This window comes from Enterobacter cloacae complex sp. 2024EL-00227 (genome assembly GCF_043945315.1).
Taxonomy (GTDB): domain Bacteria; phylum Pseudomonadota; class Gammaproteobacteria; order Enterobacterales; family Enterobacteriaceae; genus Enterobacter; species Enterobacter roggenkampii.
In genome coordinates this window covers 47,232-69,026 of sequence record NZ_JBIMQP010000009.1, presented here as the reverse complement: position 1 = coordinate 69,026, position 21,795 = coordinate 47,232, and the positions used below count along the sequence as shown (strand labels likewise).

Genomic DNA, 21,795 nt, shown 5'->3' with positions numbered 1-21,795 from the left:
CTTTTGAGTTCTGATAAAAAGTAAGACAGGCTACTTATTTGATTGTTCGATTATATGGCTGGAATAGTTGCAAATTAATTGCTATTATCAAAATACATTATTGCAGATTTCACAATAATCATGGACAAACTTGACGCTCTAAAATTTTTTATCATAGCCTCTGAGACCTTGAACTTCCGCGAAGCAGCCATCAAGCTGTCGGTTTCACCATCAGTAGTAACCCGAACAGTCGCTGAGCTGGAGAAACAACTTGGTGAACCTTTATTCAAACGCAATACGCGTTCGATCTTTCTCACCAGTTTCGGCGAACTATTTTTACCCCAAGCGAAGCGACTGCTTGAAGATTCTGAAAAACTATTTCAGACAGCGAAAGATGATAATGACATGAAGGGTATTGTTCGTATCACATTACTTCGATTTCCAAATCATGAACAAATCTTGTATGAACTATTGACTGCACTACGTCCCTATCCTGAGTTATTTATCGACTGGCGTTTAGATATGATGAAACTTGATACTATTGAGCATCGTATCGATATAGGTATACGCGTAGGGCGAGAACCTAATCCAAACTTTATCATTAAAAATATCGGACAAGTTGAACATATTTTGGTTGCATCCCCTGAACTTATTGAGCGACTGGGAGCACCTACTGATTTAGAAGATCTTCGACAGCGTTATCCATTTAGTGGTTTAATTAATCCTGAAACGGGAAAATCATTTGAGTTTATGAGTGACGCAGTAAATACTTTTGTCCCTCGTCATATTGAGTTTTATACTACAGATCCATATGCCGAAATTCAGGCTGCATTGGCCGGGAGAACGGTTGTACAGTCCAGCGACTTTATCTGTAGGGAGTACTTAGCAAGCGGCCAACTTGTTCCCCCATTGCCAGAACTGCGACAGGAGAAATGGCAATTTTATTTATATCGGCCTTACCAGCTGATTACTCCCAAAAGGGTGACGGTCGTTTTCTCGTTATTAGAAAAAATATTACGCAAATATTTCGCATCAAAATAACATTCTCCTCGACGTCCGCATCTGGCACAGAGCGGACATCAGAATATCGTCTATCCCCAACAAACGGATGGCTCTGGCGACAAAAACACTCACCTTCCCAGTGCCGCAACAATTGCCCCCTCCATTTTCTCGGGCGTAGTCATCGGTGCAAAGCGCTTGAGGGGTTTACCGTCACGCCCGACAAGGAACTTGGTAAAGTTCCACTTGATCCGCCCACCCAGCACGCCGGGCAATTCGTCTTTCAGATAACGAAAAATCGGATGTGCTGCGGCACCGTTGACCTCGACTTTCTCGAACATGGGAAAGCTGACGCCGTAGTTAATGTAACAGGTCTTTGAGATGTCGTCGGCACCGCCGGGTTCCTGCTTACCGAACTGGTTGCAGGGGAAGCCAAGCACCACCAGCCCTTGATCGGCGTATTTTTTGTACAGTGCTTCAAGCCCCGCATACTGTGGCGTAAAGCCGCACTGGCTGGCCGTATTAACAACCAGAACCACCTTACCCGCATAGTCGGCAATAGAGATAAGTTGCCCATCCAGACGGGTGGCGGTAAGTTGATAAAAGCGAGTCATACTAATATCCCTCAAAGCTGGCCGAAAAGTCATGGTGACCACCCGCAGGGCCGTCACCGTGTAGAAAGTTTACATTCAAGCAGGCTATTTGTGATACATTCCTGGCGCGCCATGACCACCACACTCGCTATCAGGTATGCAGAACATAACAAAAAAATTTCGCTGGCTTCTGCTTACTCTGCCACTCCTCAGCGGTTGTGGCACGCTCTCGCAAATGTCCTCCCCGGAAGGCACTCAGGAACTTCTCACTCATGATTCGCTGGATGGCGACGTTGACAGCGTGGTGCGTCACTACATGGCGCAAAAATCCGTTCCCGGGATGACGGTCGCGGTGATCCATAATCACGGCTCACCGCAGTTTTACACCTGGGGCGTAACCGATGCGGTCAATCGCTATCCGATCAGGACCGACACCCTGTTTGCGCTCGGCTCACTCAGCAAAGGGATCACGGCAGAAGTAGTGGCTTGTCTGGTGAATGAAGGGCAACTGAACTGGAACGATAGCCTGGCGACATTGCTTCCGCCGGGGACGGCGCTTAGCGCGGATGCACAAAAAATCACCCTACTTGAACTGGTCACCCACACCTCCGGCCTTCCGCGTCAGAATATGGATGTTCCGATGCTTGGAAAATTCATCAGCTACTTAAGCACCGGCGATAATTTCTACGGTGAGCTGGATAGCGATAACGTGCTGCTCTACCTCGCCGACTGGCGAGCGCCAAAGAATAAAGTGCCGCAATACTCCAATACCGGCTACGCCCTGATCGGCTACATCCTGAAGCACAAAACCGGCGAAGATATCCAGAGTTTAGCCTCGCGCTATATTTTCCATCCGCTGCAAATGGCTAACAGCAGCTTTACGCCCCGGCAGCTAAAAGGGTACCCCCAGCGTGCGCTTGGCCACGCGGGCGATCAGCCGAAATTTATCCCACGCGGGCAAATCACCCCGGACTGGCATTTTTCCAACAATATGGTGGCGGCAGCGAGCCTATACAGTAACGCCGAAGATCTGGCGACCTACGCCCGCTATCACGTCTCAACGACCCACAATCCCCTGCTGGACAGCGTCTTTGCCGAAGTGAGAAATACCGATATTCAACGTCCCGACGGGGTACAAGGTATTGCCTGGACCACCGACTTTATCGGTCTGGAAAAAATCACCTATCAGGTCGGCTATATCGGCGGCTACTCCAGCTTTATCGGTTATGACAAAGAAAAAGGCAATGCGGTGGTGGTGCTGCAAAATACCTTTAACTGGAGTAATTACATCGGCATTGCGCTATTGATGGATATGGCGAAAAAAGACGGCCTTACCCCTGGTTCGCCGACTTCGGCCTCAAATTCTCGTCAAACGTCAGCCGTTTCCGTTCAGGTTCAACCTCGCGCAGCGGCTCGACCTGGTGCATAGTGAGCTTGCAGCGCTCCACCAGCACCTGGTATTCCCGCGTGCCCTGCTGCTTCCAGGCCAGCTCCTGCTCGCTCAGCTCACGGATCGCCTTGGCCGGGCTGCCGATGATCAAATGGTTGGCAGGCATCTCCGCTTTGGCCTTCACGAACGCCGCCGCGCCGACGATGCTGTTTTCACCAATGACCGCCCCGTCCATCACCACCGCGTTCATGCCCACCAGCGCATTGCGGCGGATCACGCAGCCGTGAAGAATGGCGCTGTGGCCGATGTGTCCGTCCTCTTCCACCACCGTGTCCTGCTCCGGGAAGCCGTGCATCACGCAGTTATCCTGAATGTTCGCCCCGTCTTTCACCACGATACGGCCAAAATCACCGCGCAGGCTGGCATTGGGACCGACATAAACGCCTTTGCCCAGAATCACGTCGCCAATGAGCACCGCCGTTGGGTGAACATAGCTCTCGTCAGGCACGACCGGCGTCAGGCCGTCAATTTGATAAACAGGCATCTTCCCTCCTTATGCGCTTGTAAGACCACCGAAGCGTTGATAGTAGAGCGTGCCGGGCACGGGCAGTTCGCCGACAGAGGTTTCGCCCTTCTCGCTGACAAACGCCAGCGCTCCCGGCGCGACACGCTGATAGATATTTATGCAGAGCAGTCGGGCGCTTTGCCCCGCCCAGTGCGCAGGCAGTAACTCTTCCGGCAGGAGCGGGTCCTTCAGCACCACGCGACGATAAAAATGAATCAGCAGCAGCTGGATCTGGAAGCAGCGTTCCGGCGTCAGCTCCTCTGGCGCGGCCTCTTTCAGCAGCGGCAGCAGCGGCCGGAACGAGTTGATAAACGACTCGTACATCGCGTTTTGCTCGGTTAGCTGCCAGCACTCTTCTACGCGTGAACGCAGCGCGGCGCGTGAGAGCGCCAGCGGCGAGTGGGCTTCAAAGAAAATCACGTTTTCGGCCACGCCGGCATCGTGAAGCAGGGACTGCACGTCCGCCAGATGCTGTGACGGCGAGGCCATCAGGCTCGGTGCCAGCGTGCCAAATCCTTGCCAGATGAGCTGTTTTTTCACATCCGCGAGCGTAGTTTTATCCAGCCCTTCGGAAAGCAGCAGCAGCCATTTGCCGTCCCAGGCGGGCAGTTCCGCGCGGTAGATCTTATTCTCCGCGCGACGCGTCAGGCGCAGCCCCTTATCGCTCAGGCGGTAAAAGCTGCGCCGCCCGATGCGCGAGACGTCCAGCCAGCCCTCTTTGTTGAGGCGAAACAGTGCGGTACGCACGAACCGTTCGCCAAACCCCATGCCTTCCAGTAAGGCTGCCAGGCTGCCGAGCCAAATCTCACCGCCGCGATGGGAAAGCGCGTCACCGTATAACGAGGAGATAAGCGAGGTCCCGCTGACGGGAACGGAGCTGACCGCGTGCTGGATAAAGGCGTCGAGTTTATTCATGTGATTCATTCTGTTGTTATTTTTGTCCTGGATGAATCATAGCATAGGATTCTGGGATAGCCCCTCACCCTAACCCTCTCCCTTTGGAAGAGGGCCGGGGTGACGGAAACTTAACCGTTGGCCGCAACTTTTCGCAGGTCAAACACCCGGCAGGCTTTCCCCTCCGAGCGCGGGATGCTGCCGCAGTTCACGATCGTCACGTCGGTGGAAATCCCCACCATCGATTTAATGCGGTGGCGCAGCTGGTGGCACACCTGGCAACGCTGCTCGTGCGTCAGCATCAGGCTGCTCTCTTTCAACTCCACCTTCACGGAAAGTGAATCAAGATGTCCGCGACGGTTCACCTCCAGCTGGTAGTGCGGAGAAAGGTGTTCGAACTTCACAATCTCCTCCTCCAGCTGCGACGGGAAGACGTTAACGCCGCGAATGATCAGCATATCGTCACTGCGGCCGCTGATGCGGTCCATACGGCGCATGCTGCGCGCGGTGGCCGGGAGCAGACGCGTCAGGTCGCGGGTGCGGTAGCGGATCACCGGCAGCGCCTCTTTGGTCAGCGTGGTGAACAGCAGTTCACCCTGCTGGCCGTCATCCAGCGGCGTGCCGTCGTTCGGGTTAACGATTTCCGGGTAGAAATGATCTTCCCAGATGGTCGGGCCGTCGACGGTTTCGATACACTCCATCGCCACGCCCGGCCCCATCACTTCGGAGAGGCCATAGATGTCCAGGGCCGTAATGCCTAAGCGTTTTTCAATTTCGCGGCGCATGGCCTGCGTCCACGGCTCGGCGCCGAAGACGCCCACGCGCAGGGAACAGCCGCTGGCATCGCCGCCCATCTGGCGTTCCAGCTCCTCAATCAGGTTGAGACAGTAGGATGGCGTCACCATGATCATGTCCGGCTGGAAATCGCGGATCAGCTGCGCCTGTTTCTCCGTCTGGCCGCCGGACATCGGGATCACCGTCGCGCCTAAGCGCTCGGCGCCGTAGTGCGCCCCCAGCCCGCCGGTAAACAGGCCGTAGCCATAGGCCACGTGAATTTTGTCCTTCGCGCTGCCGCCCGCCGCGCGCAGGGAGCGCGCCACCAGGTTGGCCCAGTTGTCGATGTCGCCCTGCGTATAGCCGACAACGGTCGGCTTGCCGGTGGTGCCGGATGACGCGTGGATGCGCACCACCTGCTCCATCGGCACGGCGAAGGTATCGAACGGATAGTTATCCCGCAGATCCTGCTTGGTGGTGCACGGGAACTTACGGATATCCGCCAGCTCGTTGAAATCGTCAGGATGAACGCCCGCGGCATCAAACTTGCGTTTGTACATCGGCACGTTGTTATAGGCGTGATGCAGCGTCCATTTCAGACGCGCGGTCTGCAGCGCCTGTAACTCGTCAAGGGAGGCCGTTTCAATCGGATCAAGCTTTGTTGTATTTGTCATCGCAGGGTACTCACATTGTTTTTATGCTCAAACACGCTCAAGGATCATGGCAATGCCCTGACCCACACCGATGCACATCGTACACAGCGCGTAGCGCCCGCCGCGTCGGTGCAGTTCGTTACTCGCGGCCAGCGCCAGCCTGGCGCCGCTCATGCCCAGCGGGTGGCCCAGCGCAATCGCGCCACCGTTCGGGTTGACGTGCGCGGCATCATCCGGCAGGCCCAGCTGACGCAGCACGCCCAGCGCCTGCGCGGCGAAAGCTTCGTTAAGCTCAATGACGTCCATATCGTGAATACTGAGTCCGGCGCGCTCCAGCACCCTGCGGGTGGCAGGTACCGGGCCGAGCCCCATCAGACGGGGCTCCACGCCTGCCGTCGCCATCGCCACGATCCGCGTGCGCGGGACTAACCCCTGCGCCAGCGCCATCTTCTCGCTGGCGACGATCAGCGCCGCCGCGCCGTCGTTGACGCCGGAGGCATTGCCCGCCGTGACCACCCCGTTCTTACGGAACGGCGTTTTCAGGCCGGCAAGCTGTTCGAGCGTGGTGTCCGCGCGCGGATGTTCATCCACGCTGAACGCTGTGACTGCCCCTTTTTTGCCCGGCACCGGCACCGGGACAATCTCCTGCGCCAGAATGCCGTTCTGCTGCGCCTGCGCGGTACGCTGCTGGCTGCGCAAGGCAAACGCGTCCTGATCGGCACGGCTGATATTTAACAATTCAGCTACATTCTCTGCCGTTTCCGGCATACTGTCAGTTCCGAATTGCTGATGCATGAGCGGATTCACAAATCGCCAGCCGATGGTGGTATCGAAGATCTCCGCCTGTCGCTGAAACGCCGCGGTGGCTTTGCCCATCACAAACGGCGCGCGGGACATCGACTCCACCCCGCCCGCAATCAGCAGGTCGCCGTCGCCCGCCTTAATGGCGCGCGCGGCAAAACCAATCGCGTCCAGCCCGGATCCGCACAGGCGGTTGATTGTCGTGCCGGAGACCGTCTGCGGCACACCGGCCAGCAGCAACGACATGCGCGCCACGTTGCGGTTATCTTCCCCCGCCTGGTTGGCACAGCCGAAAATCACGTCGTCAATCCGCTCCAGGTCGAGCTGCGGGTAGCGGGCCAGCAGCGCGCGCAGCGGCACGGCGCCGAGATCGTCAGTTCGAACGGCGGAAAGCGCGCCGCCGTAGCGGCCCACCGGGGTTCGAACGCCATCACAAATAAATGCGTCACGCATCAGGCCTCTCCTGTCACGCTGCCGCCAATGCGGTGAGATTTTCCGCGAAAAAGGGCGACGGTTTTCTGTTGTTGGTTTTGGATTTCAATGTCATACACGCCGGTCAGCTTTCCCTGATGCTTCACCCGCGCGGTGGCGGTAAGCGTGTCCCCGGCGAAGCCCGGACGCAGAAAGTCAATCGAGCAGCCGGAGGCTACCGCCGCCAGCCCCTGGCTGTTGCAGGCGTAGGCAAAAGCGGCGTCCGCCAGCGAAAACAGCTGTCCGCCGTGGCAGGTTTTGTGACCGTTCAGCATCTGCGGGGTGATGGTCATGGTTACCACCGCGTAGCCCTCGTCCATCTCGACAATGTCCATCCCCATCGCCTGCGCGCAGGCGTCCCGTTCGTACATGGTGCGGGCGTTATGCCAGGCGTTATGACTCATAGCTACTCTCCAGAAGCGCGCGCTGGCGCAGCAGTGAACAGGGGCGATAGCGCTCTTCGCCGTAATGACGCTGCAGGTTCTCCAGCAGCGTCAGCAGGCGCTGCCAGCCCAGGCGCTCGCCCCAGGCGATCGGCCCGCTCGGGTAGTTCACGCCCAGGCGCATGGCCGTGTCGATGTCCTTCTCGCTGGCGACCCCTTTTTGCAGGGCATCCAGCGCCTCGTTGGCAATCATCGCCAGCGTCCGCCAGATCAGCAGGCCGGGATAATCGGCAATTTGCACTACCCGGAGCCCCTGCTGCTGCAGGTAGCGGATGGCTTTTTGCGTCGCGGTATGCGGGTTGCTGGCCGCGGCGGCAATGACCGCCACGTCGCGCTCAATGCGGTCGACCACCACCACCGGGCCGTTGAGCCGCAGCGCCAGCGCCTGCGCGGTCTCCCCCTGCGTTTCAATCAGGTACACATCATCAATTCCTGTGACACCGTCACGTCTTTTTTCCACGCGCATCGGGCTATAGCTGTCGTTCACCGCCTTGACCCACTGCACGTCGGGTTTGTCACCCAGCCAGTCGTAAACGCCCTTCCCGCTCTTTTTGCCCAGCCTGCCTGCCAGCACCAGCTCCTGCTGAACCAGCGAAGGCAGAAAACGACGCTCCTGCCAGAAGGCGTTAAAGACCGAGCAGGTCACCGCAAAGTTCACGTCCTGACCAATCATGTCGGTCAGCTCCAGCGGCCCCATCGGGAAGCCGCCGCCTTCGCGCAGGGCGGCGTCAATCACCTCCGGCGGCGCGACCTGCTCTTCCAGCGCACGCCAGGCCTCGGAATAGAACGGACGCGCAACGCGGTTGACGATGAACCCCGGCGTGGACTGGCAGCGAACGGGCTGTTTGCCCCAGTTCAGCGCCAGCTCGCACAGCGCGTCGGCCACTTCCGGAGAGGTCGCCAGCCCGCTGACCACCTCCACCAGCTTCATCACCGGCGCCGGGTTAAAGAAATGCAGCCCTGCGACCCGCTCCGGGTGGTGGACGTCCGCCGCAATCGCCGTGACGGAGATGGAAGAGGTATTGCTGGTCAGCACCGTCTGCGGCGGACAGATCTCAGCCAGCTGCGCAAACAGCGCCTTTTTCACCTCCAGCCGCTCTGAGGCCGCTTCAATCACCAGATCGGCCGCGGAGAGCGCCTCGATATCCGTGACGGGAACCAGCCGGGCAAGGATCTGGCTCCCGGCATCGGCAGAGAGTTTTCCGCGCGTTACCCGGGAGGCCAGACGCTGGCGGATCCCGTCGATGGCGCGCGATATCGCATCGCTTGAGATGTCGTAGATCAGCACCTGATGACCATGGCTGGCGGCGACTTCGGCAATCCCTGCGCCCATCGTGCCGCTGCCGATCACGGCGACAGTCCGTATATTCAGCATCTTATTTCCCCGTAAAGTTCGGCGCGCGCTTCGCCAGGAAGGCGCTGACGCCCTCGCGGTAGTCATCGCTGCGCCCGGCCAGGCGCTGATAGTCGCGCTCGAGATCGAGCTGGGCGTCCAGGGTGTTGGTTTCCGCGGCATTGATAGCCTGCTTGATCAGCCCCAGCCCGAAGGTCGGCTGCGACGCAAAATGCAGGGCCATCTGCTGTGCCGTGGTGGAAAGCTGCTCGTCATCCACCACCTGCCAGATCATCCCCCACGCCTGCGCCTGTTCAGCGCTGAGCTTGTCACCGAGCAAAGCCAGCCCCATGGCGCGGGCGCGTCCGGCCACGCGCGGCAGCAGCCAGGTGCCGCCGCAGTCCGGCACCAGGCCGAGCTTGCTGAAGGCCATCACAAAGCTGGCGGAGCGCGCCGCAATCACCATGTCGCACCCGAGCGCCAGCGTGGCGCCCGCGCCCGCCGCTACACCGTTAACGGCACAGATGACCGGCTTTGGCAGCTTTGCCAGGCGGCGCACCAGCGGGTTGTAGAAGGTTTCAACGGACATGCCCAGATCCGGCGCAGGGCCGTTGGGGTCGACGTTGCGGTCGTTCAGGTCCTGACCGGCACAGAAGCCGCGTCCAGCCCCGGTGATCAGCAGGCAGCGGATAGTGTCATCGCGCTCGGCCTGTTTCAGGCAGTCGGCCAGCTGCTGGTGCATCACGTCGTTAAAGCTGTTCAGACGCTCCGGACGGTTCAGCGTAAGGGTCATCACGCCCTGTTCTACATGACTGAGAATAAATTCCACAATTAGCGTCCTTTAAAGTCGGGGGTGCGTTTTTGTAAGAAGGCGTCGATGCCTTCCCGGCGGTCTTCGGTGGCAGAAAGCAGCGTAAACAGCTGGCGCTCCTGGGCCAGACCGGCCTGGAGCGGCACCTCCTGGGACTGGCGCAGCGCCTGCTTCGCCGCCTGCAGCGCCAGCGGGGAGTGGCGCGCCATCAGGGCCGCCTGCTTCAGGGCATACTCCAGCGTCAGCGCCGCCGGGAAAACATCGCTCACCAGTCCGGCGTTCAGCGCCTGCCCGGCGGTAATGCTCTCGCCGGTCAGCACCATTTTGCTGGCCAGGGATTTCCCGACGCTGCGGATAAGACGCTGGGTGCCGCCCGCGCCGGGCATGATGCCGAGCGTGATTTCCGGCAGGCCGAAACGGGCGTTGTCACCGGCAATCACCACGTCGCACAGAAGCGCCAGCTCGCAGCCCGCGCCCAGCGCGAAGCCATTTACGGCGGCGATCAGCGGTTTAGGAAACGCGTTGATCCGCGCCCACAGCTGCGGGCGAATATCGTTCAGAGTGGCAGGCAGGTCTTTCTCCGCCATTTCGTTGAGATCGGCCCCGGCGGCAAAGCAGCGCTCGCTGCCGTAAATCACGCAGACGGCGATGTCGGCATCCACAGCGGCGGCCTCAAGCTGTTCCGCAAGCTGAGTCAACAGCGCGTTGTTGAGGGCGTTGCGCGCCGCCGGACGGTTCAGCGTCAGCTGCAGCACGCGGCCATGACGGGTAACAATCAGTTCGCTCATGCCATCCCCTTCGCGTCGAAGTCGACGATCACGTCGGCGGTTAACGGCAGCGACTGGCAGCTCAGCACATACCCGGCCGCCAGCTCGTCCGGCTCCAGGCTGTAGTTGGTTGCCATGTCCACCTTCCCGCGCAGCACTTTGCATTTACAGGTGGCGCAGACGCCGCCCTTGCAGGCATACGGCAGATCCGCTCCCTGACGCAGGGCGGCATCCAGAATGCTTTCGTCGTCCGCCGTCAGGGTGATTTCACGGTCGCGCCCGTCCTGGCGAACGGTCACTTTCTGGCCTTCTGCCTGCACGTGCGCCGCGCGCTTAACGGTGATTCCGGAGGTGTTAAAGCGCTCAAGGTGAATGGATTTCTCCGGCATCCCCAGCGCCTTCAGCGTGGCTTCCGCGTCATCCATCATGGCAGACGGGCCGCAGATAAACGCCTCGTCATACTGGCGGAAGTTGATCAAGGTTTTCGCCAGCGCCTGCAGCTTTTCCCCGTCGATGCGGCCATAGAGCAGGTCGCTGTCCAGCCGCTCCTGGCTGAAGATGGAGAGCAGCTGCAGACGCTGCGGGTATTTGTCCTTCAGGTCCGCCAGCGCCTGGCGGAACATCATGCTCTGGCTGCTGCGGTTGCCGTAGATCAGGGTGAAATGGCTGTTGGGTTCGGTCACAAGCGTCGCGGAGATAATCGCCAGCATCGGGGTGATCCCGGAGCCTGCCGCAATCGCCAGGTAGTGGCCTTCGCGTTCGGCCCGGGGCTGGTAGCCAAACTGCCCCTGGGGAACCATCACCTCCAGCGCCATGCCCGCTTTGATCTCATCCCGGGCATAGCGGGAGAAGCGCCCGCCCTCAATCGCTTTGACCGCCACGCTGATTTCGCCCGGGGCGGTACTCCGGCAGATGGAGTAGCAGCGGCGCAGCTCGTCCCCGCCAAGCGTCGTTTTTAACGTCAGGTGCTGGCCGGGACGGAAGCGGTAGGCCTCCTGCAGGGCCTGCGGCACCGCAAAGGTGATGGTCACCGCGTCGCGGGTTTCGGGTTCCACTTTTGCCACTGTTAATGAATGAAACGTTGTCATGGCAGCCTCAAATACATTTGAAATAGTCGAAGGGCTCACGGCAGGAATTGCAGCGGTAGAGGGCTTTGCAGGCCGTCGAGCCAAATTCACTGATAAGTGCGGTGTCGGTGCTGGCGCAGCGCGGGCAGCTCACCTCCACCGGGGCGTGCGCGTGACAGCTATGCCCCACGGGCGGACTGATGCCGTACGCCCGCAGGCGCTCGCGCGCGTCGGGGGTCATCCAGTCGGTGGTCCAGGCGGGTTCAAGCTGGAGCACAATGTGCACCGGGGTAAAGCCGTGCGCGGTCATCGCCTCGCGGATCGCCCCCAGCAGGTGTTCCGTCGCCGGGCAGCCCGAGTAGGTGGGCGTGAAGCCGATAACCCAGCCTTCCCCCTGCGCCTTCACGCTGCGCACCATGCCTAAATCGGTGATGGTTAACACCGGGACTTCCGGATCGGGGATCTGGCTTAACAGCGCCCAGATCTGCGGGATTTGCGCAGGCGCGATGTCGACGAGGCGTTGCATAACGTTCTCCTTTACCACTGCTGACCGGGATACGCGCGCTGGAGATACTGCATTTCCGCCAGCATCGGGCCCAGATGTTCGGTGTGCAGCCCCTGCTTGCCCCCGGTGCGGTACGCCACCTCGGCGGGCACCTGCAGGCAGGCTTCATTCAGACCGGCATACACTTCGCTTTCCCACGGCTGGCGCAGGAGGCGCGGGTCAACCGCCACGCCGGACTCAATCAGCTCCCGCTCGACGTCATCGGCGTCAAACAGCTCCGCCGTAAAACGCCACAGGCTGTCGATGGCCTGCTGCATTTTCTGCGCGGAGGTTTCGGTCCCGTCGCCCAGCCGCACCAGCCAGCCGCGGCTGAAGCGCAGGTGGTAGCGCGCCTCTTTAATCGCTTTGGCGGCAATGGCGGCAAGCTGGCCGTCGCGGCTTTGAGCCAGGCGTTCATACAGCGCCACGTTCCAGGCATCCATCAGGTACTGGCGGGCAATGGTGTCGGCGAAGCTGCCGTTCGGCTGCTCCACCAGCAGGACGTTGCGGAACTGGCGCTCGTCGCGGCCAAACGCCAGCGTGTCCTCATCGCCCTGGCCTTCCCGCTCCGCGGCATAGGTCAGGAAATTACGCGCCTGTCCCAGCAGGTCGAGACCGATATTGGCGAGCGCGAGGTCGATCTCCAGCTCCGGCGCGTGGCCGCACCAGGCGCCGAGACGCTGAGAAAGCACCAGACCGTTGTCGCCCAGACGCAGGGCATAGGCAGTCACTGAATTCATTATTTGCCTCACATATGCTCGATGCCGTCAGGGATCGTGTAGAACGTCGGATGGCGGTAAACCTTGCTTTCCGCCGGGTCGAAGAACTCGCCGCGCTCTTCCGGCTGGGAGGCGACAATCTCGCTCGCCTTAACCACCCAGAGAGAGCAGCCTTCGCTGCGGCGGGTATAGGCATCACGCGCATTTTCCAGCGCCATGCGATCGTCGGCGGCATGCAGACTGCCCACGTGACGGTGGGACAACCCCTGTTTGCTGCGTACGAACACTTCGTACAGCGGCCAGTAGACATTGCTCATGGTTATTTCCTCTTAAGCGGCCTGACGGGCGCGTTGTTTTTCGGCGTGCGCCAGCGCGGCTTCCCGCACCCACGCGCCCTCTTCCCAGGCTTTACGTTTCGCGGCCAGGCGTTCGTGGTTGCAGATGCCGCGCCCGTTAATGACCTCGTCAAACTCCTGCCAGTCGATCTCGCCGAAGCGATAATGACCGCTCTCTTCATCAAAATGCAGGTCGGGATCGGGCACCGTCATGCCCAGCATCTCCACCTGCGGCACCGTGTTGTCGACAAAGCGCTGGCGCAGCTCGTCGTTGCCAAAGCGTTTGATTTTCCACGCCAGGCTGCGGGCGCTGTTCGGCGAATTGTCGTCGTTCGGCCCGAACATCATCAGCGCCGGCCACCAGAAGCGGTTGATGGCGTCCTGCAGCATCTGACGCTGGGCTTCACTGCCCTGCGCCAGCGCCATGCAGGCTTCAAAGCCCTGACGCTGGTGGAAGCTCTCTTCTTTACAGATTTTCACCATCGCGCGGGCATACGGACCGTAAGAGGTGCGGCACAGCGCCACCTGGTTGACGATGGCGGCGCCGTCCACCAGCCAGCCGATCACGCCGATATCGGCCCAGCTCAGGGTCGGATAGTTGAAGATGGAGGAGTATTTCATCTTGCCGTCGAGCATCTTCTGGTAGATGTCTTCCCGCGCGCAGCCCAGCGTTTCCGCCGCGCTGTAGAGGTAAAGCCCGTGTCCGGCTTCGTCCTGCACCTTCGCCAGCAGGATCGCCTTGCGGCGCAGCGTCGGGGCGCGGGCGATCCAGTTCCCTTCCGGCAGCATGCCGACAATTTCGGAGTGCGCATGCTGGCCAATCTGGCGGATCAACGTCTTACGGTAGGCGTCAGGCATCCAGTCCTGAGGCTCAATCGCCGTCTCCTGCGCTATGCGCTGCTCAAACCGTTGTTCTTGCGTCACGTCATCACCTTTATGATTCGTTAGTTTGCAAATTAAAGCGTAATGCTGAATCACTTTGTTTTTTAAAAGTTACACAAAGGTTAAATATAACCCCAAGAATTGTTTGCTTGTTTTGTGATGCTGCTCGCAAGGCTTTTGCTTCAAGCCTTGATAGGCGGGCCTTGGTATTCTGTGATTCATCCATCCAGATCACATCGTTAACAATTCATTAAAAACTCAGCTTGATTTTTATGATTCACGATCAAACTATTAATGGGTAAACCACGTAACATTTGGAGATAAGCGATGCAGCAGTTAGCCAGCTTCTTGTCCGGCGCCTGGCAGTCTGGCCGGGGCCGCGAACGCACTATTCATCACGCCATCAGTGGCGAAGCGCTGTGGAGCGTGACCAGCGAAGGGCTGGACATGGCGGCCGCCCGTCGCTATGCGATTGAGCGCGGCGGCGAAGCGCTTCACGCGATGACCTTTATCGAACGCGCAGCCATGCTGAAGGCGGTGGCAAAGCATCTGCTTAACGAGAAAGAGACGTTTTATGCTCTGTCCGCCCAGACCGGGGCGACGAAAGCAGACAGCTGGGTCGATATCGAAGGCGGGATCGGCACCCTCTTCACTTACGCCAGCCTGGGCAGCCGCGAGCTGCCGGATGACACCGTGTGGCCGGAAGACGAGCCGATCCCGCTGTCAAAAGAAGGCGGCTTTGCCGCGCGTCACGTCCTGACCTCGAAGTCCGGCGTGGCGGTGCACATCAACGCCTTTAACTTCCCCTGCTGGGGAATGCTGGAAAAACTGGCCCCGACCTGGCTTGCGGGCATGCCCGCCATCATCAAACCTGCCACCGCTACCGCGCAGGTGGCGCAGGCGATGGTGAAATCCATCGTCGACAGCGGGCTGGTGCCGGACGGTGCCATCAGCCTGATCTGCGGCGGCGCGGGCGATCTGCTCGACCAGCTCGACAGCCAGGACGTGGTCACCTTTACGGGCTCCGCCAGCACCGGGCAAAGCCTGCGCGTGCACCCGAATATTGTGGCGAATGCCATTCCGTTCACGATGGAAGCCGACTCCCTGAACTGCTGCGTGCTGGGGGAAGACGTCACGCCGGAGCAGCCGGAATTTGCCCTGTTCATTCGGGAAGTGGTGCGCGAGATGACCGCCAAAGCCGGGCAGAAATGTACGGCCATCCGCCGCATTATCGTCCCGCAGAGCCAGATTGACGCCGTGAGCCAGGCGCTGGTTGCCCGCCTGGAAAAGGTGGTGGTGGGCGACCCGGCGCAGGAAGGGGTAAAGATGGGCGCGCTGGTCAACGCCGAACAGCGCGCGGACGTGCAGGAGAAAGTGGATCGGCTGATCGCCGCAGGCTGCCAGGTCCGTCTTGGAGGCAAAGCGGATTTGCAGGCCGCGGGCGCGTTCTTCCCGCCGACCCTGCTGTTCTGCCCGCAGCCGGATGAAACCCCTGCCGTCCACGCAACGGAGGCTTTCGGGCCGGTCGCGACCCTGATGCCGTATCGCAACGCACAGCACGCAATGCAGCTTGCCCGTGCGGGCGGCGGCAGCCTGGCGGGCACGCTGGTCACCGCAGACCTGGACATTGCCCGCCAGTTTATTCTCGGCGCGGCGCGCGCCCACGGGCGTATCCAGATCCTCAACGAGGAAGCCTCGAAAGAATCCACCGGCCACGGTTCCCCTCTGCCACAGCTAGTGCACGGCGGTCCCGGACGTGCGGGCGGCGGCGAAGAGCTGGGTGGCCTGCGCGCGGTGAAGCACTACCTGCAGCGCACCGCGATTCAGGGCAGTCCAACCATGCTGGCCGCCATCGGCAAGCAGTGGGTGCGTGGCGCAGCGGTGCAGGAAGATCGCGTGCATCCGTTCCGCAAATACTTTGAGGAGCTGCAGCCGGGCGACAGCCTGCTGACGCCGCGCCGCACCCTGACGGAAGCGGACATCGTGAACTTTGCCTGCCTGAGCGGCGACCACTTCTACGCCCATATGGACAAGATCGGCGCGGCAGAGTCGATCTTTGGCGAGCGCGTGGTGCACGGCTACTTCCTGATTTCCGCCGCGGCAGGGCTGTTCGTTGATGCGGGCGTTGGGCCTGTCATTGCCAACTACGGCATGGAAAACCTGCGCTTTATCGAGCCGGTTAAACCGGGCGATACCATTCAGGTGCGTCTGACCTGCAAGCGTAAAACGCTGAAGAAACAACGCAGTGCTGAGGAAAAACCAACCGGCGTGGTGGAATGGGCGGTTGAGATCTTCAACCAGCACCAGCAGGCCGTGGCGCTCTACTCCATCCTGACGCTGGTGGCGCGCCAGCAGGGGGATTTCTGACACCTTCCCTTCACCACCTTTCCTGCCGGGTGGCGCGATGCCTACCCGGCCTACGACGACCAGCCGGGGTGTGACATCGCCCCGCTCTTTTTTTAACCTGGCAAGACTGGCAAATAATCTGGCAGATGCAGGCAAACGCTTTTCTCAGGCGCCTGTCAGGATAAGGCTGTCACAACACAATAAACACAACAAGATGAGGTCTACGATGGGAAGCAATTCTTCTTTTTCTGCCCGTAGAACGGCGCTGGCTATGGCCGTTGCGCTGTGTTGCGCCTGGCAATCCCCTGTTTTCGCCCACGGCAGCGAGGCGCATATGGTCCCGATGGACAAAACACTGAAGGACTTTGGCGCGGACGTGCAGTGGGATGATTACGCACAGATGTTCACCATTGCGAAAGACGGCGCCTTTGTGAAGGTCAAACCGGGCGCTAAAACCGCCATCGTCAACGGGAAAACCCTCAAGCTCGAGGTGCCGGTGGTGATGAAAGGCAAGAAAGCCTTTATCTCTGACAGCTTCATCAATGATGTTTTCCAGTCCGGTCTTGACCAGACTTTCCAGGTTGAAAAACGCCCTCACCCGCTGAACGCGCTGACGGCGGACGAAATTAAGCAGGCCGTTGAGATTGTCAAAGCCTCAGCGGATTTTAAACCGAATACCCGCTTTACCCAGATTGCCCTTGCTGAGCCAGAGAAAGCCAAAGTGTGGGACTTTGTGCTTAACGGTACGGCTCTGGATGCCCCGCGTCAGGCAAAGATTGTGATGCTCGATGGGAAGCACGTCATCGAAAGCGTGGTGGATCTGAAGGATAAAAAAATCCTGCGCTGGGAGCCGGTGAAAGACGCGCACGGCATGGTGCTGCTGGATGATTTCACTGCGGTGCAGCAGATCGTTAACGAGAGCACGGAGTTTGCCGAGGTGCTTAAAAAACACGGCATCACCGACCCGAAAAAAGTGATTACCACGCCGCTGACCGTCGGCTATTTCGACGGTAAAGACGGCCTGAAGCAGGAAGATCGCCTGCTGAAGGTGGTGAGCTATCTCGACGTCGGCGACGGCAACTACTGGGCGCACCCGATTGAGAACCTGGTGGCCGTGGTCGATCTTGAGCAGAAAAAAATCCAGAAGATTGAAGAAGGCGCCGTTGTTCCGGTTCCGATGACGCCGCGCCCCTACGATGGCCGCGACCGTATAGAGACGCCGAAAAAACCGCTCGACATCATTGAGCCGGAAGGCAAGAACTACACTATTACCGGCGATATGGTGCACTGGCAGAACTGGGATTTCCACCTGAGCCTGGACTCCCGCGTCGGCCCGATGATTTCAACCGTCACGTATAACGACAACGGCAAAAAACGCCAGATTATGTATCAGGGGTCGCTCGGCGGCATGATCGTTCCTTACGGCGATCCGGACGTGGGCTGGTACTTCAAGGCCTATCTTGATTCCGGCGACTACGGTATGGGCACCCTGACCTCGCCGCTGGTGCGCGGGAAAGACGTGCCGTCCAACGCGGTGATGCTCAACGAAACTATCCCGGACTACACCGGCGCGCCGATGGAGATCCCGCGCGCGATTGCGATTTTCGAACGCTACGCGGGGCCGGAATATAAGCATCAGGAGATGGGCCAGCCTAACGTCAGCACCGAGCGCCGCGAACTGGTGGTGCGCTGGGTAAGTACCGTGGGCAACTACGATTACATCTTCGACTGGGTGTTCCATGAAAATGGCACCATCGGCATTGACGCCGGCGCGACGGGTATCGAGGCGGTGAAAGGCGTGCAGGCGAAAACCATGCACGACGCCACCGCCAAAGATGACACTAAATACGGCACGCTGATCGACCACAACATCGTGGGCACCACGCACCAGCACATCTACAACTTCCGTCTTGATATGGACGTGGACGGCATCAACAACAAGCTGGTGGCGATGGATCCGGAAGTGAAGCCGAATACCGCCGGGGGCCCGCGCACCAGCACCATGCAGATTAATCAGTACGATATTGATACCGAGCAGCAGGCGGCGCAGAAGTTCGACCCGGGCACGATTCGACTGCTGAGCAACACAAGTAAAGAGAACCGCATGGGCAACCCGGTCTCGTACCAGATCATCCCTTACGCGGGCGGCACGCACCCGGTGGCGACCGGCGCGAAATTTGCCCCGGACGAGTGGATTTACCATCGCCTGAGCTTTATGGACAAACAGCTGTGGGTGACCCGCTACCACCCTGATGAGCTCTACCCGGAAGGGAAATTCCCGAACCGCTCCATCCACGACACGGGCCTTGGGCAGTACAGCAAGGATAACGAGTCGCTGAACGATCAGGATGACGTGGTCTGGATGACCACCGGCACCACCCACGTGGCGCGCGCGGAGGAGTGGCCGATCATGCCGACGGAATGGGTGCATACCCTGCTTAAACCGTGGAATTTCTTCGACGAGACGCCAACGCTCGGGAAGAAAAAAGACGAAAAATAACCATCCGCCGGGCAATTGCCCGGTTTTTTTTGCCCTGCCGTTTGAGGATCGTCCTGGCTTGCTTATAGTTACTGATATCTCACCTGCATGATTTATCCCCCGGACGGGAAAGGGCTTTATGGAAAAAAGAAAAAAACCGACGCTGGAACGGGCAACCTGGCCAACGCGCCAGGCCATGGTCATGCATGGACTGGCGATGAACCTCCCGTGGCTGGCCTTCGTCAATATCAGCTTCGCGGTGATGATTCTGCTGCGACACGTTCTGCTTAAGGCCAGCGATCCCCTTTATCCCCACTCGCCGCAGCTGACGAGAATCGTCGATGCCTCCATGCTCGGTATTATCATCCTCTCGGCTGCGCTGATCCTTATGGCCTGGCGGCGCATCGCCGGCATCAGCGTGGTGTTGTTTATCTGCAGCGCCATCTGGTCGGTCTCCTGCTTCTGGTTTATCACCCAACTGCTGCTCCCGCACGTCTGGCCGCTGTGCGTTATTCTGTTACTCGCCGGTTTGACGGCGCTCTATTTTTACCCTGAAGGGCTGCTCGCCTTTGTGCTCCCGCTCTGGATCACCCTGCCGATAGCAAGCTGGATACGAAACGATGGTCTCAACCTTCACTTCGTTGTTATCTGGAGCGTCTTTACGCTGATCCTGATCTGCGGGCGTTTTATTCTGCTGAGCTGGTTTGACGAAGCCTGGCGACGTAACCAGCAAAATCAGCTGCTGATTTCGCGGCTGGATGCGCTGGCGCATCAGGACCCGTTAACCAAAACCGCCAATCGACGGAAAATGGAGGTGGTGCTGGAGAACGCGGTTGAGCAGAAGAAGCCCTTCTCGTTGATTATGCTGGATATCGACTACTTCAAGCGCTACAACGACACCTACGGACACCAGGCGGGTGACGACTGTCTGACGCGCGTGGCGCGCGTGCTTAAGCAGTCGGTGCGCACACCTGAGGATGTGGTGTCACGCTACGGCGGCGAAGAGTTTCTGGTGATTCTGTTTAATTGCCCGGAGAACATCGCTGAAAAGGTCGCCCTGCGTATCCAGGACGGCCTTCGCGCAGAGGCCATACCGCACGGCGCCTCGACGGTCAGCGACCATGTCACCGTGAGCATGGGGATTGCGGGGATGGCGGGGGGACTCGCGGGCACCGAGATTATCGCCCGCGCCGATGCGGCGCTGTATCGGGCGAAAGAGGCCGGGCGGGATCGGTGGTCGCTGTAGATAAAAGCCGGGTGGCGCTGCGCTTACCCAGCCTACGGTTCGAGTCGTTGTAGGCCGGGTAAGGCGTAGCCGCCACCCGGCTTGCTTTTTAATACCGCACGCACACCGACTTGGTTTCACACCAGCCGTCCAGCCAGTCAGGACCAAAGTCACGCCCTGTTCCGGACTGCTTCATCCCGCCGAACGGCAGGTTGGCGTCGATCAGCGTATGGCTGTTCACCCACACGGTGCCCGCCTGCAGCCTGTCGGTGTACTCCAGCGCCTTGCTGATATTCTGCGTCCAGACGCTGGCCGTCAGGCCATATTCGGTGTCGTTTGCCAGCTGGAGCGCCTCTTCCCCGTCGGCGACGCGTACCAGGTTGACCACCGGACCGAACACTTCTTCGCGGGTGAGCCGCAGCGAGGCATCCGGGTTCACCACCAGCGTCGGCGACACGTAATAGCCTTTGCCCTCCGGACCACGGTTACCGACGATCAGCTCCGCGTTGCGCGACGTCGCCTCATCAAGGAAGGACTGCACCTTGTCGCAGTGCGCACGCGACACCAGCGGGTTGATAAAGGCCTCCGGCGACATGCCCGGCCCGACGCTCAGGGATTTCACCGCCTGTTCGAACCCGCCGACCAGCGTGTCAAACAGCGGCGCCTCTATGTAGATACGCGAGCTGGCCGCGCACACCTGCCCCTGGTTCAGGAAGCTGCCGGTCATTAATCCTTCTATCACCCACGCGGGGTCCGCATCCTTGAGCACGATGGCCGGGTTTTTTCCGCCCAGCTCCAGGGTCACCCCGGTGAGCGTGTCCGCCGCCGCGCGGGCAATTTGCTTACCCGTTGCCGTTGAGCCGGTAAAGCTCACCTTCGCAATATGCGGGTGCGAGGTCAGCGCTGCGCCACACACCGCGCCGCTGCCGGTCACCACGTTGAACACCCCGTCCGGGATGCCCGCTTCACTGGCGAGTTCCGCCACGCGCAGCAGGGTCAGCGGCGTGGTTTCCGACGGCTTAATGACGATAGAGCAGCCCGCGGCCAGCGCTGGCATCACTTTCCACATCCCAATCATCAGCGGGAAGTTCCAGGGCACAATTCCGGCCACCACGCCAACCGGCTCTTTACGCGTCCACGCCTGATAGCGTGCCCCCTGGGGTAGCGGGATGGAGAGATCGAGGGTTTTGCCCGCAATTTTGGTGGTCAGCCCGGCGGTATAGCGCATCCAGTTCAGGGTGCAGCCGACTTCAAAGGCACGGGAGATGTTGATGGACTTGCCCTGCTCCAGCGTTTCAAGCTGAGCCAGCTCCTCGCCGTGCTTTTCAACGAGATCGGCGAAATGGAGCAGGATCCGCTCGCGCTCCGCCGGGAGTTTTCCGGCCCAGGTACGGGCCACAAAGGCGCGCCAGCCGGACATGACGGCACGATCAACGTCGTCGACGCTGGCATCGGCAGTTGAGGCAATCACTTCGCCCGTGGCCGGGTTGTAGACATTAAGCCGCTTTTCACTGTCCGACGCGGCCTGACGCCCTTCAATCCACAGGCCATGCTGTCGGTCTAAAAATTGTTGCACGGCAGGCTGAATAGCCACCAGTGATTCAGACATAGGATACTCCTTCGTTATTCTTCGCAGGGTGTTCATCCAGTCTAAGAGGGGTTTTGCATTCTCGCTTTTGTCTCTGTGACATTCGCTTTGCCACCTGTGACAGGCGCCGCAAATCG

General features: G+C 59.7%; 21 protein-coding genes. 5 read left to right on the top strand and 16 right to left on the bottom strand.

The window, feature by feature from the left end; genetic code table 11:
- Nucleotides 1–120 precede the first annotated feature (120 nt).
- The gene (locus tag ACHH0Z_RS16365; protein ID WP_032664119.1) at nucleotides 121–1,020 is read left to right on the top strand and encodes a LysR family transcriptional regulator; all 900 of its coding nucleotides are present in this window, start codon (nucleotides 121–123) and stop codon (nucleotides 1,018–1,020) included.
- Between the two features lie 89 nt (nucleotides 1,021–1,109).
- Here the strand turns inward: ACHH0Z_RS16365 and ACHH0Z_RS16360 are convergent, their stop codons facing one another.
- Complete coding sequence (locus ACHH0Z_RS16360) at nucleotides 1,110–1,592, bottom strand: glutathione peroxidase (RefSeq protein ID WP_021241340.1); 483 nt, start codon at nucleotides 1,590–1,592, stop codon at nucleotides 1,110–1,112.
- A gap of 136 nt (nucleotides 1,593–1,728) precedes the next feature.
- On the opposite strand from ACHH0Z_RS16360, the gene ACHH0Z_RS16355 reads away from it, so the two are divergent.
- The gene (locus ACHH0Z_RS16355; protein ID WP_045410009.1) at nucleotides 1,729–3,000 is read left to right on the top strand and encodes a serine hydrolase; all 1,272 of its coding nucleotides are present in this window, start codon (nucleotides 1,729–1,731) and stop codon (nucleotides 2,998–3,000) included.
- On the opposite strand, the gene paaY is transcribed toward ACHH0Z_RS16355, so the two are convergent.
- The 14 genes from paaY to ACHH0Z_RS16285 all read right to left on the bottom strand — a co-directional run bounded on the left by paaY (nucleotide 2,903) and on the right by ACHH0Z_RS16285 (nucleotide 14,246).
- On the bottom strand, nucleotides 2,903–3,505 hold the full coding sequence (paaY, locus tag ACHH0Z_RS16350) for a phenylacetic acid degradation protein PaaY (protein ID WP_045335928.1): 603 nt from the start codon (nucleotides 3,503–3,505) through the stop codon (nucleotides 2,903–2,905). The two genes, ACHH0Z_RS16355 and paaY, sit on opposite strands and share 98 nt — an antisense overlap.
- 9 nt (nucleotides 3,506–3,514) lie before the next feature.
- Complete coding sequence (gene paaX, locus ACHH0Z_RS16345; RefSeq protein WP_045410006.1) at nucleotides 3,515–4,450, bottom strand: phenylacetic acid degradation operon negative regulatory protein PaaX; 936 nt, start codon at nucleotides 4,448–4,450, stop codon at nucleotides 3,515–3,517.
- A gap of 101 nt (nucleotides 4,451–4,551) precedes the next feature.
- Nucleotides 4,552–5,868, bottom strand: coding sequence for a phenylacetate--CoA ligase PaaK (gene paaK / locus ACHH0Z_RS16340; RefSeq protein ID WP_008502371.1), 1,317 nt, complete (start codon nucleotides 5,866–5,868; stop codon nucleotides 4,552–4,554).
- Between the two features lie 27 nt (nucleotides 5,869–5,895).
- Entirely contained in the window at nucleotides 5,896–7,101 is a 1,206-nt protein-coding gene (pcaF, locus tag ACHH0Z_RS16335; RefSeq protein ID WP_045410003.1) for a 3-oxoadipyl-CoA thiolase, read from the bottom strand.
- A complete protein-coding gene (gene paaI, locus ACHH0Z_RS16330; RefSeq protein WP_395149553.1) occupies nucleotides 7,101–7,523 on the bottom strand; it encodes a hydroxyphenylacetyl-CoA thioesterase PaaI in 423 nt (140 codons plus the stop codon). The genes pcaF and paaI overlap by 1 nt, the downstream gene beginning before the upstream one ends.
- A complete protein-coding gene (paaH, locus tag ACHH0Z_RS16325; protein ID WP_045410002.1) occupies nucleotides 7,513–8,937 on the bottom strand; it encodes a 3-hydroxyacyl-CoA dehydrogenase PaaH in 1,425 nt (474 codons plus the stop codon). The genes paaI and paaH overlap by 11 nt, the downstream gene beginning before the upstream one ends.
- Before the next feature lies 1 nt (nucleotide 8,938).
- On the bottom strand, nucleotides 8,939–9,727 hold the full coding sequence (paaG, locus tag ACHH0Z_RS16320; protein ID WP_102046742.1) for a 2-(1,2-epoxy-1,2-dihydrophenyl)acetyl-CoA isomerase PaaG: 789 nt from the start codon (nucleotides 9,725–9,727) through the stop codon (nucleotides 8,939–8,941).
- Entirely contained in the window at nucleotides 9,727–10,494 is a 768-nt protein-coding gene (paaF, locus tag ACHH0Z_RS16315) for a 2,3-dehydroadipyl-CoA hydratase PaaF (RefSeq protein WP_045410000.1), read from the bottom strand. Before paaF ends, paaG begins: the two co-directional genes overlap by 1 nt.
- Nucleotides 10,491–11,561: a 1,2-phenylacetyl-CoA epoxidase subunit PaaE gene (gene paaE / locus ACHH0Z_RS16310; protein WP_044596347.1), complete on the bottom strand. Its 1,071-nt coding sequence runs from the start codon at nucleotides 11,559–11,561 to the stop codon at nucleotides 10,491–10,493. The genes paaF and paaE overlap by 4 nt, the downstream gene beginning before the upstream one ends.
- Before the next feature lie 7 nt (nucleotides 11,562–11,568).
- A complete protein-coding gene (gene paaD / locus ACHH0Z_RS16305; protein ID WP_008502378.1) occupies nucleotides 11,569–12,066 on the bottom strand; it encodes a 1,2-phenylacetyl-CoA epoxidase subunit PaaD in 498 nt (165 codons plus the stop codon).
- 11 nt (nucleotides 12,067–12,077) lie between these two features.
- Nucleotides 12,078–12,824, bottom strand: a complete 747-nt coding sequence (gene paaC / locus ACHH0Z_RS16300) for a 1,2-phenylacetyl-CoA epoxidase subunit PaaC (protein ID WP_045409999.1) — start codon at nucleotides 12,822–12,824, stop codon at nucleotides 12,078–12,080.
- A gap of 8 nt (nucleotides 12,825–12,832) precedes the next feature.
- Nucleotides 12,833–13,120 (bottom strand): 1,2-phenylacetyl-CoA epoxidase subunit PaaB, encoded by a 288-nt coding sequence (gene paaB, locus ACHH0Z_RS16295; RefSeq protein ID WP_045409990.1) that lies wholly within the window; start codon nucleotides 13,118–13,120, stop codon nucleotides 12,833–12,835.
- 12 nt (nucleotides 13,121–13,132) lie between these two features.
- Complete coding sequence (gene paaA, locus ACHH0Z_RS16290) at nucleotides 13,133–14,062, bottom strand: 1,2-phenylacetyl-CoA epoxidase subunit PaaA (protein ID WP_021241328.1); 930 nt, start codon at nucleotides 14,060–14,062, stop codon at nucleotides 13,133–13,135.
- 10 nt (nucleotides 14,063–14,072) lie between these two features.
- Nucleotides 14,073–14,246, bottom strand: coding sequence for a hypothetical protein (locus ACHH0Z_RS16285; RefSeq protein ID WP_163291595.1), 174 nt, complete (start codon nucleotides 14,244–14,246; stop codon nucleotides 14,073–14,075).
- A gap of 101 nt (nucleotides 14,247–14,347) precedes the next feature.
- Here ACHH0Z_RS16285 and paaZ point away from each other — a divergent pair, with 101 nt between their 5' ends.
- From paaZ to ACHH0Z_RS16270, 3 genes are all read left to right on the top strand, one after another.
- Nucleotides 14,348–16,387: a phenylacetic acid degradation bifunctional protein PaaZ gene (gene paaZ / locus ACHH0Z_RS16280; protein WP_045409989.1), complete on the top strand. Its 2,040-nt coding sequence runs from the start codon at nucleotides 14,348–14,350 to the stop codon at nucleotides 16,385–16,387.
- Between the two features lie 205 nt (nucleotides 16,388–16,592).
- On the top strand, nucleotides 16,593–18,866 hold the full coding sequence (gene tynA, locus ACHH0Z_RS16275) for a primary-amine oxidase (RefSeq protein WP_045409987.1): 2,274 nt from the start codon (nucleotides 16,593–16,595) through the stop codon (nucleotides 18,864–18,866).
- 118 nt (nucleotides 18,867–18,984) lie between these two features.
- On the top strand, nucleotides 18,985–20,091 hold the full coding sequence (locus ACHH0Z_RS16270) for a GGDEF domain-containing protein (protein WP_023344047.1): 1,107 nt from the start codon (nucleotides 18,985–18,987) through the stop codon (nucleotides 20,089–20,091).
- A gap of 88 nt (nucleotides 20,092–20,179) precedes the next feature.
- Here the strand turns inward: ACHH0Z_RS16270 and ACHH0Z_RS16265 are convergent, their stop codons facing one another.
- Entirely contained in the window at nucleotides 20,180–21,679 is a 1,500-nt protein-coding gene (locus ACHH0Z_RS16265; protein WP_025911374.1) for an aldehyde dehydrogenase family protein, read from the bottom strand.
- Between the last annotated feature and the right edge of the window lie 116 nt (nucleotides 21,680–21,795).

Excerpts from the sequence above, each read along its gene's own strand:
- ACHH0Z_RS16365 (WP_032664119.1), top strand. The coding sequence starts at position 121 with ATGGACAAACTTGACGCTCTAAAATTTTTTATCATAGCCTCTGAGACC.
- ACHH0Z_RS16360 (WP_021241340.1), bottom strand. The coding sequence starts at position 1,592 with ATGACTCGCTTTTATCAACTTACCGCCACCCGTCTGGATGGGCAACTT.
- ACHH0Z_RS16355 (WP_045410009.1), top strand. The coding sequence starts at position 1,729 with ATGCAGAACATAACAAAAAAATTTCGCTGGCTTCTGCTTACTCTGCCA.
- paaY (WP_045335928.1), bottom strand. The coding sequence starts at position 3,505 with ATGCCTGTTTATCAAATTGACGGCCTGACGCCGGTCGTGCCTGACGAG.
- paaX (WP_045410006.1), bottom strand. The coding sequence starts at position 4,450 with ATGAATCACATGAATAAACTCGACGCCTTTATCCAGCACGCGGTCAGC.
- paaK (WP_008502371.1), bottom strand. The coding sequence starts at position 5,868 with ATGACAAATACAACAAAGCTTGATCCGATTGAAACGGCCTCCCTTGAC.
- pcaF (WP_045410003.1), bottom strand. The coding sequence starts at position 7,101 with ATGCGTGACGCATTTATTTGTGATGGCGTTCGAACCCCGGTGGGCCGC.
- paaI (WP_395149553.1), bottom strand. The coding sequence starts at position 7,523 with ATGAGTCATAACGCCTGGCATAACGCCCGCACCATGTACGAACGGGAC.
- paaH (WP_045410002.1), bottom strand. The coding sequence starts at position 8,937 with ATGCTGAATATACGGACTGTCGCCGTGATCGGCAGCGGCACGATGGGC.
- paaF (WP_045410000.1), bottom strand. The coding sequence starts at position 10,494 with ATGAGCGAACTGATTGTTACCCGTCATGGCCGCGTGCTGCAGCTGACG.
- paaE (WP_044596347.1), bottom strand. The coding sequence starts at position 11,561 with ATGACAACGTTTCATTCATTAACAGTGGCAAAAGTGGAACCCGAAACC.
- paaD (WP_008502378.1), bottom strand. The coding sequence starts at position 12,066 with ATGCAACGCCTCGTCGACATCGCGCCTGCGCAAATCCCGCAGATCTGG.
- paaC (WP_045409999.1), bottom strand. The coding sequence starts at position 12,824 with ATGAATTCAGTGACTGCCTATGCCCTGCGTCTGGGCGACAACGGTCTG.
- paaB (WP_045409990.1), bottom strand. The coding sequence starts at position 13,120 with ATGAGCAATGTCTACTGGCCGCTGTACGAAGTGTTCGTACGCAGCAAA.
- ACHH0Z_RS16285 (WP_163291595.1), bottom strand. The coding sequence starts at position 14,246 with ATGGATGAATCACAGAATACCAAGGCCCGCCTATCAAGGCTTGAAGCA.
- paaZ (WP_045409989.1), top strand. The coding sequence starts at position 14,348 with ATGCAGCAGTTAGCCAGCTTCTTGTCCGGCGCCTGGCAGTCTGGCCGG.
- tynA (WP_045409987.1), top strand. The coding sequence starts at position 16,593 with ATGGGAAGCAATTCTTCTTTTTCTGCCCGTAGAACGGCGCTGGCTATG.
- ACHH0Z_RS16270 (WP_023344047.1), top strand. The coding sequence starts at position 18,985 with ATGGAAAAAAGAAAAAAACCGACGCTGGAACGGGCAACCTGGCCAACG.
- ACHH0Z_RS16265 (WP_025911374.1), bottom strand. The coding sequence starts at position 21,679 with ATGTCTGAATCACTGGTGGCTATTCAGCCTGCCGTGCAACAATTTTTA.